The sequence below is a fragment of the Flavobacterium pygoscelis genome, from assembly GCF_023162025.1.
In the GTDB taxonomy this organism is placed as follows: Bacteria; Bacteroidota; Bacteroidia; order Flavobacteriales; family Flavobacteriaceae; genus Flavobacterium; species Flavobacterium pygoscelis.
Genome location: NZ_JALNUB010000001.1, coordinates 362,132 through 376,138, shown reverse-complemented (window position 1 = coordinate 376,138; position 14,007 = coordinate 362,132). Strand labels below are relative to the sequence as shown.

17 protein-coding genes and 1 pseudogene are annotated in these 14,007 nt (G+C 32.3%); 15 read left to right on the top strand and 3 right to left on the bottom strand.

What is annotated here, in order from left to right:
• Positions 1–15 precede the first annotated feature (15 nt).
• Together MW871_RS01615 and MW871_RS01610 are read right to left on the bottom strand one after the other, a co-directional pair.
• The gene (locus MW871_RS01615; protein ID WP_248427333.1) at positions 16–1,638 is read right to left on the bottom strand and encodes a S8 family peptidase; all 1,623 of its coding nucleotides are present in this window, start codon (positions 1,636–1,638) and stop codon (positions 16–18) included.
• A 73-nt stretch (positions 1,639–1,711) separates the two neighbouring features.
• Entirely contained in the window at positions 1,712–2,572 is an 861-nt protein-coding gene (locus tag MW871_RS01610) for an MBL fold metallo-hydrolase (RefSeq protein ID WP_210645330.1), read from the bottom strand.
• A 245-nt stretch (positions 2,573–2,817) separates the two neighbouring features.
• Between MW871_RS01610 and MW871_RS01605 the strand changes: the two genes are divergently transcribed.
• From MW871_RS01605 to sufD, 8 genes and pseudogenes are all read left to right on the top strand, one after another.
• Positions 2,818–3,147: a HesB/IscA family protein gene (locus MW871_RS01605; protein ID WP_188049374.1), complete on the top strand. Its 330-nt coding sequence runs from the start codon at positions 2,818–2,820 to the stop codon at positions 3,145–3,147.
• An 18-nt stretch (positions 3,148–3,165) separates the two neighbouring features.
• Positions 3,166–4,614 carry a Fe-S cluster assembly protein SufB gene (gene sufB / locus MW871_RS01600; protein ID WP_210645324.1) on the top strand — a complete coding sequence of 483 codons (1,449 nt, stop codon included), beginning with the start codon at positions 3,166–3,168 and terminating at the stop codon, positions 4,612–4,614.
• A 25-nt stretch (positions 4,615–4,639) separates the two neighbouring features.
• The gene (locus MW871_RS01595; RefSeq protein ID WP_248427332.1) at positions 4,640–4,846 is read left to right on the top strand and encodes a DUF2683 family protein; all 207 of its coding nucleotides are present in this window, start codon (positions 4,640–4,642) and stop codon (positions 4,844–4,846) included.
• Entirely contained in the window at positions 4,837–5,109 is a 273-nt protein-coding gene (locus MW871_RS01590; protein ID WP_210645322.1) for a Txe/YoeB family addiction module toxin, read from the top strand. The genes MW871_RS01595 and MW871_RS01590 overlap by 10 nt, the downstream gene beginning before the upstream one ends.
• Positions 5,110–5,120: 11 nt before the next feature.
• Positions 5,121–5,873, top strand: coding sequence for a Fe-S cluster assembly ATPase SufC (gene sufC / locus MW871_RS01585; RefSeq protein ID WP_188049370.1), 753 nt, complete (start codon positions 5,121–5,123; stop codon positions 5,871–5,873).
• Between the two features lie 165 nt (positions 5,874–6,038).
• A pseudogene (locus MW871_RS16380) lies at positions 6,039–6,089 on the top strand (four helix bundle protein); the annotation flags it as partial.
• A gap of 17 nt (positions 6,090–6,106) precedes the next feature.
• Positions 6,107–6,268, top strand: coding sequence for a four helix bundle protein (locus MW871_RS01580; protein ID WP_370566799.1), 162 nt, complete (start codon positions 6,107–6,109; stop codon positions 6,266–6,268).
• A gap of 128 nt (positions 6,269–6,396) precedes the next feature.
• A complete protein-coding gene (gene sufD / locus MW871_RS01575; protein ID WP_248427330.1) occupies positions 6,397–7,713 on the top strand; it encodes a Fe-S cluster assembly protein SufD in 1,317 nt (438 codons plus the stop codon).
• A 67-nt stretch (positions 7,714–7,780) separates the two neighbouring features.
• Here sufD and MW871_RS01570 read toward each other — a convergent pair whose 3' ends face one another.
• Positions 7,781–9,145 (bottom strand): serine hydrolase domain-containing protein, encoded by a 1,365-nt coding sequence (locus MW871_RS01570; RefSeq protein ID WP_248427329.1) that lies wholly within the window; start codon positions 9,143–9,145, stop codon positions 7,781–7,783.
• A 164-nt stretch (positions 9,146–9,309) separates the two neighbouring features.
• Here MW871_RS01570 and MW871_RS01565 point away from each other — a divergent pair, with 164 nt between their 5' ends.
• The 7 genes from MW871_RS01565 to MW871_RS01535 all read left to right on the top strand — a co-directional run bounded on the left by MW871_RS01565 (position 9,310) and on the right by MW871_RS01535 (position 13,995).
• Positions 9,310–10,524 carry an aminotransferase class V-fold PLP-dependent enzyme gene (locus MW871_RS01565; protein WP_248427328.1) on the top strand — a complete coding sequence of 405 codons (1,215 nt, stop codon included), beginning with the start codon at positions 9,310–9,312 and terminating at the stop codon, positions 10,522–10,524.
• A 13-nt stretch (positions 10,525–10,537) separates the two neighbouring features.
• On the top strand, positions 10,538–10,972 hold the full coding sequence (locus MW871_RS01560) for a hypothetical protein (RefSeq protein ID WP_248427327.1): 435 nt from the start codon (positions 10,538–10,540) through the stop codon (positions 10,970–10,972).
• A gap of 23 nt (positions 10,973–10,995) precedes the next feature.
• Positions 10,996–11,415 carry a SufE family protein gene (locus tag MW871_RS01555; protein ID WP_210645312.1) on the top strand — a complete coding sequence of 140 codons (420 nt, stop codon included), beginning with the start codon at positions 10,996–10,998 and terminating at the stop codon, positions 11,413–11,415.
• Between the two features lie 155 nt (positions 11,416–11,570).
• Entirely contained in the window at positions 11,571–11,984 is a 414-nt protein-coding gene (locus MW871_RS01550) for a GxxExxY protein (protein ID WP_248427326.1), read from the top strand.
• Positions 11,985–12,174: 190 nt separating this feature from the next.
• Positions 12,175–12,498, top strand: a complete 324-nt coding sequence (locus MW871_RS01545) for an SUF system Fe-S cluster assembly protein (RefSeq protein ID WP_248427325.1) — start codon at positions 12,175–12,177, stop codon at positions 12,496–12,498.
• 70 nt (positions 12,499–12,568) lie between these two features.
• Positions 12,569–13,081: a DUF2480 family protein gene (locus tag MW871_RS01540; RefSeq protein ID WP_248427324.1), complete on the top strand. Its 513-nt coding sequence runs from the start codon at positions 12,569–12,571 to the stop codon at positions 13,079–13,081.
• A gap of 65 nt (positions 13,082–13,146) precedes the next feature.
• Positions 13,147–13,995, top strand: a complete 849-nt coding sequence (locus MW871_RS01535) for a DUF3078 domain-containing protein (RefSeq protein ID WP_210645306.1) — start codon at positions 13,147–13,149, stop codon at positions 13,993–13,995.
• Positions 13,996–14,007: the final 12 nt, after the last annotated feature.

Genomic DNA, 14,007 nt, shown 5'->3' with positions numbered 1-14,007 from the left:
ATTTAACTATTAGTGTTATTTAGACATTTTTTCTGCCATCAATAAAGCATTATAGGCATTTACAATTTTCCCTGATTTAGATAAAACCGTAAAAGGACGAGTGTCATTAGCTTTTCCTCCTACAATTACATTAGTTGTAATAGCCACTCCAGAATCCATCAAAATTTGTTTTACTTGTTTTGCTGATAATTTTGGATAATAAGAACGGATCAATGCAGCAACACCAGCAACATTAGGTGCAGCCATTGAAGTTCCTTGTAAATACTGGTAAGTATTGTTTGGCGTAGTAGCATAAATTTGTACTCCTGGTGCAAAAACGTCTACATTTATTTTTCCGATATTAGAAAAACGAGCCACTACTTTATCACCGTATTCATAATTTAAAGCTCCAATAGTGATTACATTATCTGCATATTCCGTTTTTTTATCATCTGCGTCTGTTGGATAATTATCTGCATAATCAATATCTTTTGCGTCATTACCAGCTGCATGAACAAACAATACATCTTTTGATTCTGCATATTTTATAGCGTCATAAACCCATTGTTTGTGCGGAGAAAAACTTTTTCCAAAACTTCCATTAATTACTTTAGCTCCATTATCTACTGCATAACGAATCCCTAAAGCAATATCTTTATCGTACTCATCACCATCTGGCACTGCACGAACAGTAAGAATTTGAACATTATTAGCAACACCATCTCCACCTAAATCATTGTGTCTACTTTGAGCTACAATACCTGCAACGTGCGTACCATGAAGAATTTCTTTCTTGTCTGGACCCATTACATTATTGTTTCCGTATTTCACATCTTTAATATCGTTTGGATTATCTCCTAACACTTTACGGTAATCTGTTTTAAGATTTTCTCCACTAACTAGTGCTTTAGAATCCTCAAGATCTTTTTCGATTGCCTCTTTTAATTCAGCCACAGGCAAACCAAAAGAAAGCATTCTTTGCATGACTGTTTTGCTTTTTTCTACTGCAGCATCTTTTGAAGTTATTGCTTTAACATCTTCAATAGTATATACAGGTTTACCAAAATGTTTTACCAAAACGGCATCACCTTCTTTTATAGCAGCTAGCATTTCTTCTAAACGAGATTTACCCATAACTGCTTCAGCAACTTTTTTATCATTCGTTGCTTTTGCTGCTTGATAAGTTGCATCATCTGCTATGCTTTTATCTTTTATAATCCTTTCGTATTCTAAATTTTCCTTAGTGATGTCACCCAGAAAATTCCAACCGTGAATGTCATCTATATAACCATTATTATCATCGTCTATTCCGTTACCAGGAATTTCTTTAGTATTAGTCCAAAGTACTGATTTAAGATCTTCGTGCTCAATATCTACACCTGAATCTACAATTCCAACAATTACAGGCACTCCTTTTTTATCTTTTAATAATTCAGCATAAGCTCTATCTACACTCATACCAGGAATGGTATCGTTTACGATATCTAAATGACTCCATCGTTTTAGTTGCATTTCGGTTAATGGTGCCTTTTTATGAACATTTAAAGGAGCAGTTATAGCAACATGATCAGTAGTTTTTACAACCTGTTTTGTTGTACCACATCCTGCCAAAATTAATAAAGCGAAGGCAGATATGTAAATGGGTTTAATGGTATTCATTTCGTTTCTATTTAATTTTTGAAATATTTGTCTAAAATAATTTTTTTTGTTACAACGTCAACTCTTATTAACACTACATTAAGACTTCTTCGCAGCTAAAAACCTCGTTTAATCGAACGCCTTTTTCGGTGTGCTGAACTGTTATAATTTCATTGTGTGCATCATGCTCTAAGAATAAAAAATAATTATTATCTGCAGCCGCAGTAAGAAATTTTGTTTTCTCTGGCATGGTTAATAAAGGTCGCGTATCATAACCCATTACATAAGGTATAGGAATATGCCCTGCTGTAGCCAATAAATCAGCACAAAAAGCGATAGTTTTATCTTTATATTTTATATGCGGAATCATCTGTTTTTCAGTATGTCCGTCGGCAAAGAAAATACCAAAACCAAGTTCTGATTCCGCTAGAAAATCTCCTTCTGGTTTCTCAATAAAATGCAACTGTCCACTTTCTTGCATTGGCAAAATATTCTCAGACAAAAAAGAGGCTTTCTCTCTCGGGTTTGGTTTTGTAGCCCATTCCCAATGGCTTTTATTGCTCCAGAATTTAGCATTTTTAAAAGCAGGTTCATAACCTGTCTTAGCTGAGTTCCATTGTACGCTTCCTCCACAGTGGTCAAAATGCAAATGCGTCATAAAAACATCGGTAATATCATCTCGGTGAAAACCGTATTTTGCTAAAGACTTATCCATCGAATGGCTTCCCCAAAGAGAATAATAACCAAAGAACTTTTCCGATTGTTTGTTACCCATTCCAGTATCTATCAGAATCAGTTTATTACCATCTTCAATTAACAAACAGCGAGCGGCAATATCAATTAAATTGTTTTCATCTGCTGGATTTGTTTTATTCCAAATCGTTTTAGGCACCACTCCAAACATAGCGCCACCGTCCAATTTAAAATTTCCGGTTTCTATAGGATATAATTTCATGTATGTTGTAAATTTTGAAAGAATTCAAAGTTAAGGAATTCAAATCCGATTCGCCCTTACAAATAACTTTTTTCTATTTGATGATTAGTTATAAAAATGTTATCCGTTATGGAAAAAGCATTTTATATACTATCTTTGTGCTTAATTTAGACAAAATCAATATAAGGTGCGATAGTAAATTAAAAAATCGAACTAAATTGATTTTTTGAGCTACAGAACTTATAAAAACAAATAAAAACGAACTTATGATAAAAGTTTCTGACACTGCAAGAAAAAAAATCATCGATCTAATGTCAGATGATGGTTTTGATGCTGCAACAGACTACGTGAGAGTTGGTGTAAAAAGCGGCGGATGTTCTGGATTGTCTTATGATTTGAAATTTGATAAAACCAAAAATGAAGATGATAAGATTTTCATTGACAACGACATAACCATAGCTGTAGAAAAAAAATCTTTTCTATACTTGGCTGGAACAATTTTAGAATTTTCAGGAGGAATAAATGGCAAAGGATTCGTTTTTAACAATCCGAATGCCAACAGAACTTGTGGATGCGGAGAGAGTTTCTCTTTGTAAAACATTAAACAAAAAAATATGTCAAAATATACCGAAGACGATTTAAAAATCGAACTCGAAACTAAAGAATACGAGTACGGATTTTACACGGATTTAGAATCTGAAACATTTCCTATTGGTTTAAATGAAGATATTGTTCGCGCTATATCACAAAAAAAAGGTGAACCGCAATGGATGACGGATTGGCGTTTAGAAGCTTTTCGTGCTTGGGAATTGATGACTGAGCCAGAATGGGCAAATGTGCATTACACCAAACCCGACTTTCAAGCTATTTCTTATTATTCAGCTCCAAAAACTATTGACCCTAATAAAACATTAGATGATGTAGATCCGGAACTTTTAGAAATGTATAAAAAGTTAGGAATCTCTGTTGATGAGCAAAAAATGATGAATAATGTTGCAATGGATATTGTTGTAGATTCCGTTTCTGTAGCGACAACATTCAAGAAAACATTAGGCGAAAAAGGAATTATTTTTATGAGTATTTCTGAAGCGATCAAAGAACATCCAGAATTAGTTCGTAAGCATTTAGGAACTGTTGTACCGCAAAAAGACAATTTCTACGCGGCGTTAAATTCAGCTGTTTTCTCTGATGGATCTTTCTGTTATATTCCAAAAGGAGTACGTTGTCCAATGGAGCTTTCGACTTATTTTAGAATAAATCAAGCAGGAACAGGACAGTTTGAAAGAACTCTTTTAATCGCTGACGAAGGAAGTTATGTAAGTTACCTTGAAGGATGTACCGCTCCAAGTCGTGACGAAAATCAATTACACGCAGCTGTTGTTGAATTAATCGCAATGGAAGATGCTGAAATAAAATACTCAACCGTTCAAAACTGGTTCCCAGGAAACAAAGAAGGTATCGGTGGAGTTTTCAATTTTGTGACTAAAAGAGGAATCTGCGAGAAAAACGCTAAAATTTCTTGGACACAAGTAGAAACTGGTTCTGCTGTGACTTGGAAATACCCATCAGTTATCTTAAAAGGAGATAATTCAGTAGGTGAATTTTATTCGATTGCTGTCACTAATAATTACCAACAAGCAGATACGGGAACAAAAATGATCCATTTAGGTAAAAATACTAAATCGACTATTATATCTAAAGGTATTTCAGCAGGAAAATCGCAAAACAGTTACCGTGGTTTAGTGAAAATTGGACCTAATGCGGATAACGCGAGAAACTTTTCACAATGTGACTCGTTACTTATGGGTAACAATTGTGGAGCGCATACTTTCCCATATATAGAAACTAAAAATCCAACGGCTAAAATTGAGCACGAGGCTACAACTTCAAAAATTGGTGAAGACCAGGTTTTTTATTGTAACCAACGTGGTATTCCAACTGAAAAAGCAATCGCTTTAATCGTAAATGGTTTTAGTAAAGATGTTTTGAATAAGTTGCCAATGGAATTTGCAGTAGAAGCTCAAAAATTGCTAGAGATTAGTTTAGAAGGTTCAGTAGGTTAGAAAATTTATTTAAATTTATATAGCTATGGATATTGTTTTAAAAAATGTGAAGAAGAAAGATTTTCCAGTGTTAAAATCATTGGCAAAGTCGCTTGGATTTGAAATTATTGAAAAAATTGAAAAGCCCTACAACCCTGAGTTTGTAAAAGAAATTTTAGAAGCAAGAGAAGAATTAAAGCAAGGAAAAGGAATAAAAATGTCATTGGAAGAAATAGACAAACTATGGAAATAGTTTTTTCTAAAAAAGCGCAAAATGACATATTACTTTGGAACAAATCAGGTAAGAAGAAAATTCTAAAGAAAATATCTGAATTATTACGAGACATTCAAAGAAGTCCTTATGAAGGCATTGGAAAACCAGAACAGTTGAAACATAATTTATCTGGAGTATGGTCTCGAAGAATTGATAAAGAACATAGATTAGTTTATGAGATTATAGACGAAAAAACAATAGAAATATTAAATATCCTTTCAGTTAAAGGTCATTACGAATAAATAAAGACAACATGTTATCAATAAAAAATTTACATGCCACAATTGGCGACAAAGAAATATTAAAAGGGATTAATCTTGAAGTTAAAGCAGGAGAAGTTCATGCGATAATGGGACCAAACGGTGCTGGTAAAAGTACTTTAGCTTCTATCATTGCAGGAAACGAAAACTACGAAGTAACAGGAGGAGAAATTTCATTAGATGGAGAAGATCTTGCTGATTTGGCACCAGAAGAAAGAGCGCACAAAGGGGTGTTTCTTTCGTTTCAATATCCAGTAGAAATTCCAGGAGTTTCAGTAACAAACTTCATGAGAACAGCTATAAATGAAACTCGTAAAGCACAAGGTCTGGAAGAAATGCCAGCAAACCAAATGCTAAAAGTAATTCGTGAAAAATCAGAATTATTAGAAATTGACAGAAAATTTTTGTCTCGTTCTCTTAACGAAGGTTTCTCTGGTGGTGAGAAAAAACGTAACGAGATTTTCCAGATGGCAATGTTAGAACCAAAATTAGCTATTCTTGATGAAACTGATTCTGGACTTGACATTGATGCCTTGCGTATTGTTGCTAATGGTGTAAACAAATTGAAAAGTGATAAAAACGCTGTGGTTGTAATTACACACTACCAACGTTTATTAGATTATATCGTTCCTGATTTTGTTCACGTTCTTATGGACGGAAAAATTGTAAAATCTGGTGATGCTAGTTTAGCCCTAGAATTAGAGGAAAAAGGATACGATTGGATCAAAGCTGAAAATTTAGTCTAAGGTCATAAAGTAAAAAGAAAAAGAGAATAGGTAAATTTAATTCTTTCGAAGAAATTAATTCTTGGCAAAAATCAAGAGTTTTTTAATAGAAGAATATATTCAAATACCGATAGCTTTAATTTTAGAAAAGACTTTGACTTAGTTAGACAGATTAGACGTGCATGAATCTCTATATCCTCAAATATTACTGAAGGCTTTGAACGAAATACAGATAAAGAGTTTATTTACTTTTTATATGCAGCGCGAAAGCATCAGCTGGAGAAGTCCGTTCTCAATTATATTTGGCGTACGATTTAGAATATATTACAAAAGAAGAGTTTGAAATTTTATTAGAATGCCTAACTGAAATATCAAAGTGGTTAAGTGGTTTTATTAAATATTTATCAAAACTCTAAAAGTTTTAAATCTAAATTAGAAAAGGGAATTCCTCTCTAATTTATAATTTAGAACACTCAAAATAACATTTCGTTGACTATCTTAAGTCTTTTGGCTTTTGAGTTTCAACTTTAAGACTTAATTAAAAATGGAATTAAAAGAAAAATTACTATCGTCTTTTATGGCTTTTGAAGAGCAAATTGATGTTCACTCTGAACTTCATGATCTTCGAACTGCTGCTATAAAAAACTTTGAAAATAAAGGATTCCCATCCAAAAAAGAAGAAGCTTGGAAATACACTTCATTAAATGCCATTTTAAAAAATGACTTTACTGTTTTTCCAAAGCATGAAAATTCAATCGAATTTAGCCAAGTTAGTAAGTACTTTTTAAACGAAGTAGACACTTATAAAGTGGTTTTTGTTGATGGTGTTTTTAGTTCGCATTTATCGTCAACAACTCATGAAGGAATTGACGTTTGTTTGATGGCTTCGGCATTGAACAAACCAAAATACAAAATGGTTATTGACAAATATTTTAATCAAATCGCGAATAAAGACGATAGCTTAACTTCATTAAATACGGCTTTCGCCAATGAAGGTGCTTACATCAATATTCCGAAAGGTAAAGTAGCGCCAAAACCTATTGAAATCATGTATTTCTCTACAGGCAACGAAGCTGCACTTTTGGTGCAACCAAGAAATTTAGTGATTGTGGGTGAAAACTCGCATGTTCAAATTATTGAACGTCATCAAAGTTTAAATGAAAATCCAGTACTTACGAATTCTGTTACTGAAATTTTCGCCGAAAAACGCGCTATTGTAGATTATTACAAAATTCAAAATGATACTCATGAAGCGAACTTGATCGATAATACTTTCGTTTCTCAGCAACAAGAAAGTCATGTTTATGTACATACTTTTTCTTTTGGAGGAAATTTAACTAGAAACAATTTGAATTTTTATCACTTTGGTGAAAGATTGACAAGTACGTTAAACGGAATTACAATTATTGGCGAAAAGCAACATGTGGATCATTATACTTTAGTAAATCACGCCACTCCCAATTGTGAAAGTTTCCAAGATTACAAAGGAATTTACTCAGATCGTTCAACGGGAGTTTTCAATGGTAAAGTATATGTAGAAAAAGAAGCTCAAAAAACAAATGCTTTCCAAAAAAGCAATAACATATTATTGAGCGATAAAGCAACTATAAATGCTAAACCACAGTTAGAGATTTTTGCAGATGATGTAAAATGTTCTCACGGTTGTACGGTTGGCCAATTAGACGAAACTGCTTTATTCTATATGCAACAACGTGGAATTCCTCAGAAAGAAGCTAAAGCATTATTGATGTATGCCTTCTCGAATGCGGTTATCGAAAACATAAAAATACCCGAATTAAAACAAAGAATCACCAAAATTATCGCTACCAAACTAGGCGTTAAAATGGGATTTGATTTGTAGTTTTAACCACAAAGATTAAGCAAAGGTCACAAAGTTTATAACTGAACTTTGTGACCTTTTTGTTTTTTTACTTTGTGCTCTTTGTGGTTAAATTCAAACTCCCTATTATTCCTTTCAACATTCCGTTTACATCAAATTTCGCATCTTCCGTCAATCCCATTCTCACGATTACTAAATCGAGTGACGGAATAATAAATACTTTCTGTCCTTGAAAACCGTTACAAGAATACAAATCTCGAGGTGCATCAGGATATCTGCCGCCAGCGTTTAGCCAGAAATGTCCACCATAATCACCTTTAGATCCATTTGTAGGAGTTGCTACATATTTTGCCCAACTTTCATCAAAGACTTGATCGCCATTCCAGTTTCCTTTATGTAAATACAATAAGCCAAACTTAGCCCAATCTCTTGTTGTTGCCCACCCATAAGACGAACCCACAAAATTCCCTTTCATATCAGTTTCAATAACCATCGAGTTCATTCCTATTCTGTCAATCAAATTAGAATACCAAAAATCAAGATATTCTTGTTGGGTTTTAAATTGCTTTCTCAAAATTCCTGATAACAAATTGGTAGTTCCTGAAGAATAATTCCAATGTGTATTCGGTTTAAAAGCCGCTGGTTTTAGTAGTTGTGATCTTGACATATCTTTCTCTTGAAAAAGCATATTAGTAGCATCGCAAATTGTGCTATAATTTTCCTCCCATTCCAGACCGGAATTCATATGCAATAAATCATTAGTGGTGATTATTTTACGATCATCATTTTGCCATTCATTTATAGGAGCTGGTTTGTAAATATCATATTTTCCTTGTTTTTGAAGAATTCCAAACATCGTAGCCGTAATACTTTTTGTCATGGACCAACCTAAAATTTTACTATCTTTTGTAAATCCTGTATCATATTTTTCAGCAATGATTTTGTCTTTATAAATTACTAAAACAGAACGTGTTCTTTTATTGATTTCGCCTTTTTTATCAAAAGCATTGGCAACAGCAGCATTCAATTTAGTATAATCTACATTATCAAAAATAGTGTCTTTCGGTTCCAAATTCTCATAAGGAAATGGTAAATTGCTACTTGTTTTAGTTCTTTTTGGAACTTCATAAGGCTTACTCTCATCAAAATCAGCTGTAATTAATGTTGCGCCTAAACCTTCGCGATAAATTGCTTTTCGTTCTTTTAAACCATAAACGGAAGCTATTGCAAATTTCCCTGCTTCATTAATAGTATTCTTTGCCAAATCAATCAATTTGATATCATTATCTCCTTTCTCAATCATTTGTTGAGAACGACCATCAATAAAATGTCCCGAAGCAATACTTTTGGCGGAGAAGCCTGAAATTAAATCTAATTTAGGATAAATAGTAAATCCTAAATATACTATCGCTATAAGTAAGGCAAGAACAAGGAACTTAAATAATTTTTTCATATTGGTAAACAATTAATTTAATGCAATTTAATAAAATAATCAAACTAAAATTCAATAAAATATTTCTATTAAAGTATAAGAAACAATCATAAAAATTAATTAATTCATAGCTTAAACGGTACGGTTTTTCATTACTTTTGTATTTAGAACTTTTCTAAATAATTATGCTAGATATAAATAAAATTAGAGCAGATTTTCCTATTCTTTCTCAAAAGGTAAATGGTAAACCATTGGTTTATTTTGATAACGGAGCCACTTCGCAAAAGCCACAAGTAGTGATTGATGCGATATCCAAATACTATCAAGAAATTAATGCAAACATTCATCGTGGCGTACATACGCTAAGCCAGTTGGCAACCGATGCCTATGAAATATCCCGTGGTAAAATTCAAAACCATATCAATGCAAAATTCTCACATGAAGTACTTTTCACTTCGGGAACAACGCACGGAATCAATTTAGTTGCTAATGGATTTGCTTCGTTACTGAAAGCAGGTGATGAAATTTTAGTTTCAGCATTGGAACATCATAGTAATATTGTGCCTTGGCAAATGTTATGCGAGAAAACTGGAGCTATCTTGCGAGTGATTCCTATGAATGAAAATGGCGAATTGATAATGGCTGAATACGATAAATTACTTTCGGATAAAACCAAAATTGTTACCGTAAATCATATTTCGAACGCTTTAGGAACGGTCAATCCTATTAAATATATGATTGATGAAGCACATAAATATGGAGCTGCTGTTTTAATTGATGGTGCTCAAGCGGTCCCACATTTAAAACCAGATGTTCAAGAATTAGATTGTGATTTCTACGTCTTCTCAGGTCATAAAATATGTGGACCCACCGGAACCGGAATTTTATACGGAAAAGAAGCTTGGTTGAATAAATTACCGCCCTATCAAGGTGGTGGTGAAATGATCAAAGAAGTAACTTTCGAAAAAACTACTTATGCTGAACTTCCTCACAAGTTTGAAGCCGGAACACCAAACATAGCGGGTGGAATTGTTTTAGGAACAGCTGTAGATTATATGAATGAAGTTGGTTTTGAAAATATTCAGAAACAAGAATTAGAATTATTAGAATACGGAACCAAACGATTATTAGAAATTGAAGGTTTGAAAATCTTTGGCACAGCGAAAGAAAAAACTTCCGTAATTTCTTTTAATATAGAAGGAATTCATCCGTATGATATTGGCACCATAATTGACAAATTAGGAATAGCAGTTAGAACTGGGCATCATTGTGCACAACCAATTATGCAGTTTTTTAATATTCCAGGAACCATCAGAGCTTCTTTTGCATTTTATAACACCAAAGAAGAAATTGATAGTATGGTGGAAGCAGTAAAAAAAGCACAACTCATGCTCTCTTAAAAAAAATAAAATTATGAAATTACTTTCCTTATTAATTTTGACCGTTGTATTTGGTAAAGGTTGCGATAGCCCAAAAAATCAAAACATGGATGCAGTAGTTTTAGAATATACCGCAAACACTAGAGGTTTTTACCAACAAATAAGCATTAAAAATCAAGAAATTACGGTTTCTAATGATAGAGATAATAATAAAAAACTTGTTCCTAAAAAAATAACAGATGCTGACTGGAATGAGTTAGGGCTTTATTTTAAGGAAACGAAATTAGAGGAATTGGCTCATTACAAAGCTCCCACTGAAAAACGTTTTTATGATGGTGCTGCAATTGCTAATTTAAAAATCACTTATAAAGACAAAACCTACGAATCTACAACTTTTGATCATGGTTTTCCACCCAAAGAAATTAAGAAATTAGTCGATAAAATAAACTCATTTGTTAAAAAAGAATAATACTGAAATAAATTCAGATTACTATGAAAATTAAAGAAATACAAGAAGAAATCGTTGATGAATTTTCGATGTTTGATGACTGGATGGAGCGTTATGAATATATCATCGAACTTGGAAAAAAACTTCCTTTAATCAAAGAAGAATTCAAAACAGACACTAATTTAATCAAAGGTTGCCAATCTAAAGTGTGGTTGCAAGGGGAACAAAATGATGATAAAATAGTTTTTACAGCAGATAGCGATGCTATTTTGACAAAAGGAATTATCGCTATTTTAATTCGTACGTTCTCCAATCAAAGTGCTAAAGATATTTTAGACGCAGACATGAATTTTATTGACGAAATAGGCTTAAAAGAGCATTTGTCTCCAACAAGAGCCAATGGATTGGTTTCGATGATAAAAAACATTAAAATGTATGCTTTGGCATTTAATACCCAGAAATAAAATAGCTTTAAAGATTATTCTTAAACCATATAAGAGGTTTAAGAAAATTTAAGAAAAATCAACTTATATTTTAGGAATTCAGAGTCTGTTGAATTTATGTATTACTTCGTAAACAGTTAAAAAACTATACCTTAGTACTATAAAGATTTCCACACATGATGACAAAGAAAAAACTAAAAGACATAATTTACAAAGTAATTGGTGCAACAATTGAAGTTCACAAACAGTTGGGACCTGGTTTATTGGAGAGTATTTATCACAAATGCTTAATTCAAGAATTGACTTTGCGAGGAATAAATTTCAAATCAGAATTAGTAATTCCAATAGAATACAAAGGAATATCTTTAGAATCCGATTTAAGATGTGATTTATTTATTGAAGATATTTTAGTAGTAGAATTAAAAGCCACAGATAAAATAATACCAATTCATGTAGCTAAAGTAATGTCATATATGAATCTTTTAGAATCTCCTATTAGTTTAATTATTAATTTTAACGTTACTAATATTTACGAGCATGGTCAAAAAACTTATGTTAATTATAGATATAGTGTCTTAGATGACGAATAAAAATTACTATAATAACTGTGCAAAAATAAATAAGTGATTTAAAATCATAAAACTTAAATGTTCTTACATCTCTTACATGGTTTAAATAATATAAAATAAATACGATATTAATATGTTCTAAAATCTATTAGTCATTAAACATATTGGTATATTTTTAAAAAACAACAAAACAATAATAACAACAACAATAATGGAACAAGAAATAGACACCACCGAGTTAGGAGAATCAATCGTAAAAATATTAAAAACAATTTACGATCCTGAAATACCTGTAGATATTTACGAATTAGGATTGATTTACGACGTAATGGTAAATACTGATTTGGAAGTTAAAATCCTGATGACACTTACTTCTCCAAACTGTCCTGTAGCGGAAAGTTTACCTAGAGAAGTCGAAGAGAAAGTAAGATCGATAGAAAATGTGAAAGACGCTGAAGTAGAAATTACATTTGATCCGCCTTGGAGCAAAGATTTAATGAGTGAAGAAGCAAAGCTTGAATTAGGAATGCTATAATTATTTAAAAAATAAAAAGTCATAAAGTCTACAAAATTTGCTTTATGACTTTTGTGTTTAAGACTTAAATATGGAAGAGATAATAAATAAAGTAGCCAATAGTGTTTTAGAAATTTTTGATCTCGAAGATTATTATCCCAAAGGAATTCGTGCACAAATAGACATTTCTCAATGGCTTATAGAAGGCTTTTTGCTCAAAGAAAAAGATTTCAGAGAAGAACTTAAAAGTTACGATTGGGCACAGTATAAAGACCAATTTGTGGCTATTAATTGCAGTACGGATGCAATTGTTCCCGCATGGGCTTCTATTTTAGTTGCGATACAATTGGCACCATTTGCAAAAAAAATAATTAATGGAACTATTGAAGATTTAGAAGCGTCTCTTTATGAGGAACTGCTCTCTAAAATCGATTATTCAGTATATACAAATAAACCCATTATAATAAAAGGATGCTCTAGAAAGCCAGTACCTATGCGCGCTTATGTATTAGCGGCTCATTATTTACAACCCTTTGCCAGAAGTATTATGTACGGAGAAGCATGTTCGGCTGTTCCTTTATATAAGACTAATAGTAAAGTTTAATTTCAAAAAATATAGTGTTCCCATAAAATTATTTAATTTTGGTAAAACTTTTAAATAGCACTTTCATGAAAAAAATAGCATTTGCTTTACTCTTTGTTTCTGGTTTTATGTCCCTTCAGGCACAGGAAACCGAGAAAGACACCATCAAACTTTGGACTAAAAAAGGAAATATTTCTATACTTTTTAATCAATCAGCTTATAACAAACAATGGTTAGGTGGTGGAACTTCAAACATAGCTGGAAATTTAGGTATCAACTATGACTTCAATTATAAAAATGGAGACGTTGTATGGGACAACAAATTTATTTTAGCTTATGGTTTAAGCAAAATAAAAGGAGATGCTAAAACAGCTAAGACAGATGATCGCTTAGAACTAAATTCACTTTGGGGTAAAAAAGCAAGTGGTGAATGGTATTACTCTATGTTTTTTAATTTTAAAACTCAGATGGATACTGGTTTAGATAAAGAAGGTGTGAAAATTTCTCATTTCTTTTCTCCTGCTTATTTTCAGTTCGGTCCCGGAATTTTATGGAAGAAAAATGATAATTTAAGTGTCAATTTTTCACCTGCAACTGCAAAACTAATCGTTGTACATCCTCATTTTACAGAATTAGGACCTTCATTTGGCGTCTTACAAGGGGATTCTTCAAGATTTGAATTTGGTGCTAGTGTTTCAGGATACTATAAGCTCAATTTAATGACTAACGTAAGTATTGAAAACAGATTAAATTTATATGCTAATTATCTTGATAAACCTCAGAATGTAGATGTTGATTACCAGATGAATGTAGTAATGAAAATTAATAAATACTTATCTGCCAATGTTGCTGTTCAAGCTATTTATGATGATAACTCAATACAAGCAGTACAAGTTAGAGAGGTTTTTGGATTAGGAGTAAATTACGGTTTCTAGAAAAAAAACATT

Coding starts and splice junctions, on each gene's coding strand:
- MW871_RS01595 (WP_248427332.1), top strand. CDS start 4,640: ATGGATATTGTTTTAAAAAATGTGAAGAAGAAAGATTTTCCAGTGTTA.
- MW871_RS01555 (WP_210645312.1), top strand. CDS start 10,996: ATGAAAATTAAAGAAATACAAGAAGAAATCGTTGATGAATTTTCGATG.
- MW871_RS01610 (WP_210645330.1), bottom strand. CDS start 2,572: ATGAAATTATATCCTATAGAAACCGGAAATTTTAAATTGGACGGTGGC.
- MW871_RS01590 (WP_210645322.1), top strand. CDS start 4,837: ATGGAAATAGTTTTTTCTAAAAAAGCGCAAAATGACATATTACTTTGG.
- MW871_RS01535 (WP_210645306.1), top strand. CDS start 13,147: ATGAAAAAAATAGCATTTGCTTTACTCTTTGTTTCTGGTTTTATGTCC.
- MW871_RS01550 (WP_248427326.1), top strand. CDS start 11,571: ATGATGACAAAGAAAAAACTAAAAGACATAATTTACAAAGTAATTGGT.
- sufD (WP_248427330.1), top strand. CDS start 6,397: ATGGAATTAAAAGAAAAATTACTATCGTCTTTTATGGCTTTTGAAGAG.
- MW871_RS01560 (WP_248427327.1), top strand. CDS start 10,538: ATGAAATTACTTTCCTTATTAATTTTGACCGTTGTATTTGGTAAAGGT.
- MW871_RS01540 (WP_248427324.1), top strand. CDS start 12,569: ATGGAAGAGATAATAAATAAAGTAGCCAATAGTGTTTTAGAAATTTTT.
- sufC (WP_188049370.1), top strand. CDS start 5,121: ATGTTATCAATAAAAAATTTACATGCCACAATTGGCGACAAAGAAATA.
- MW871_RS01545 (WP_248427325.1), top strand. CDS start 12,175: ATGGAACAAGAAATAGACACCACCGAGTTAGGAGAATCAATCGTAAAA.
- sufB (WP_210645324.1), top strand. CDS start 3,166: ATGTCAAAATATACCGAAGACGATTTAAAAATCGAACTCGAAACTAAA.
- MW871_RS01570 (WP_248427329.1), bottom strand. CDS start 9,145: ATGAAAAAATTATTTAAGTTCCTTGTTCTTGCCTTACTTATAGCGATA.
- MW871_RS01615 (WP_248427333.1), bottom strand. CDS start 1,638: ATGAATACCATTAAACCCATTTACATATCTGCCTTCGCTTTATTAATT.
- MW871_RS01605 (WP_188049374.1), top strand. CDS start 2,818: ATGATAAAAGTTTCTGACACTGCAAGAAAAAAAATCATCGATCTAATG.
- MW871_RS01565 (WP_248427328.1), top strand. CDS start 9,310: ATGCTAGATATAAATAAAATTAGAGCAGATTTTCCTATTCTTTCTCAA.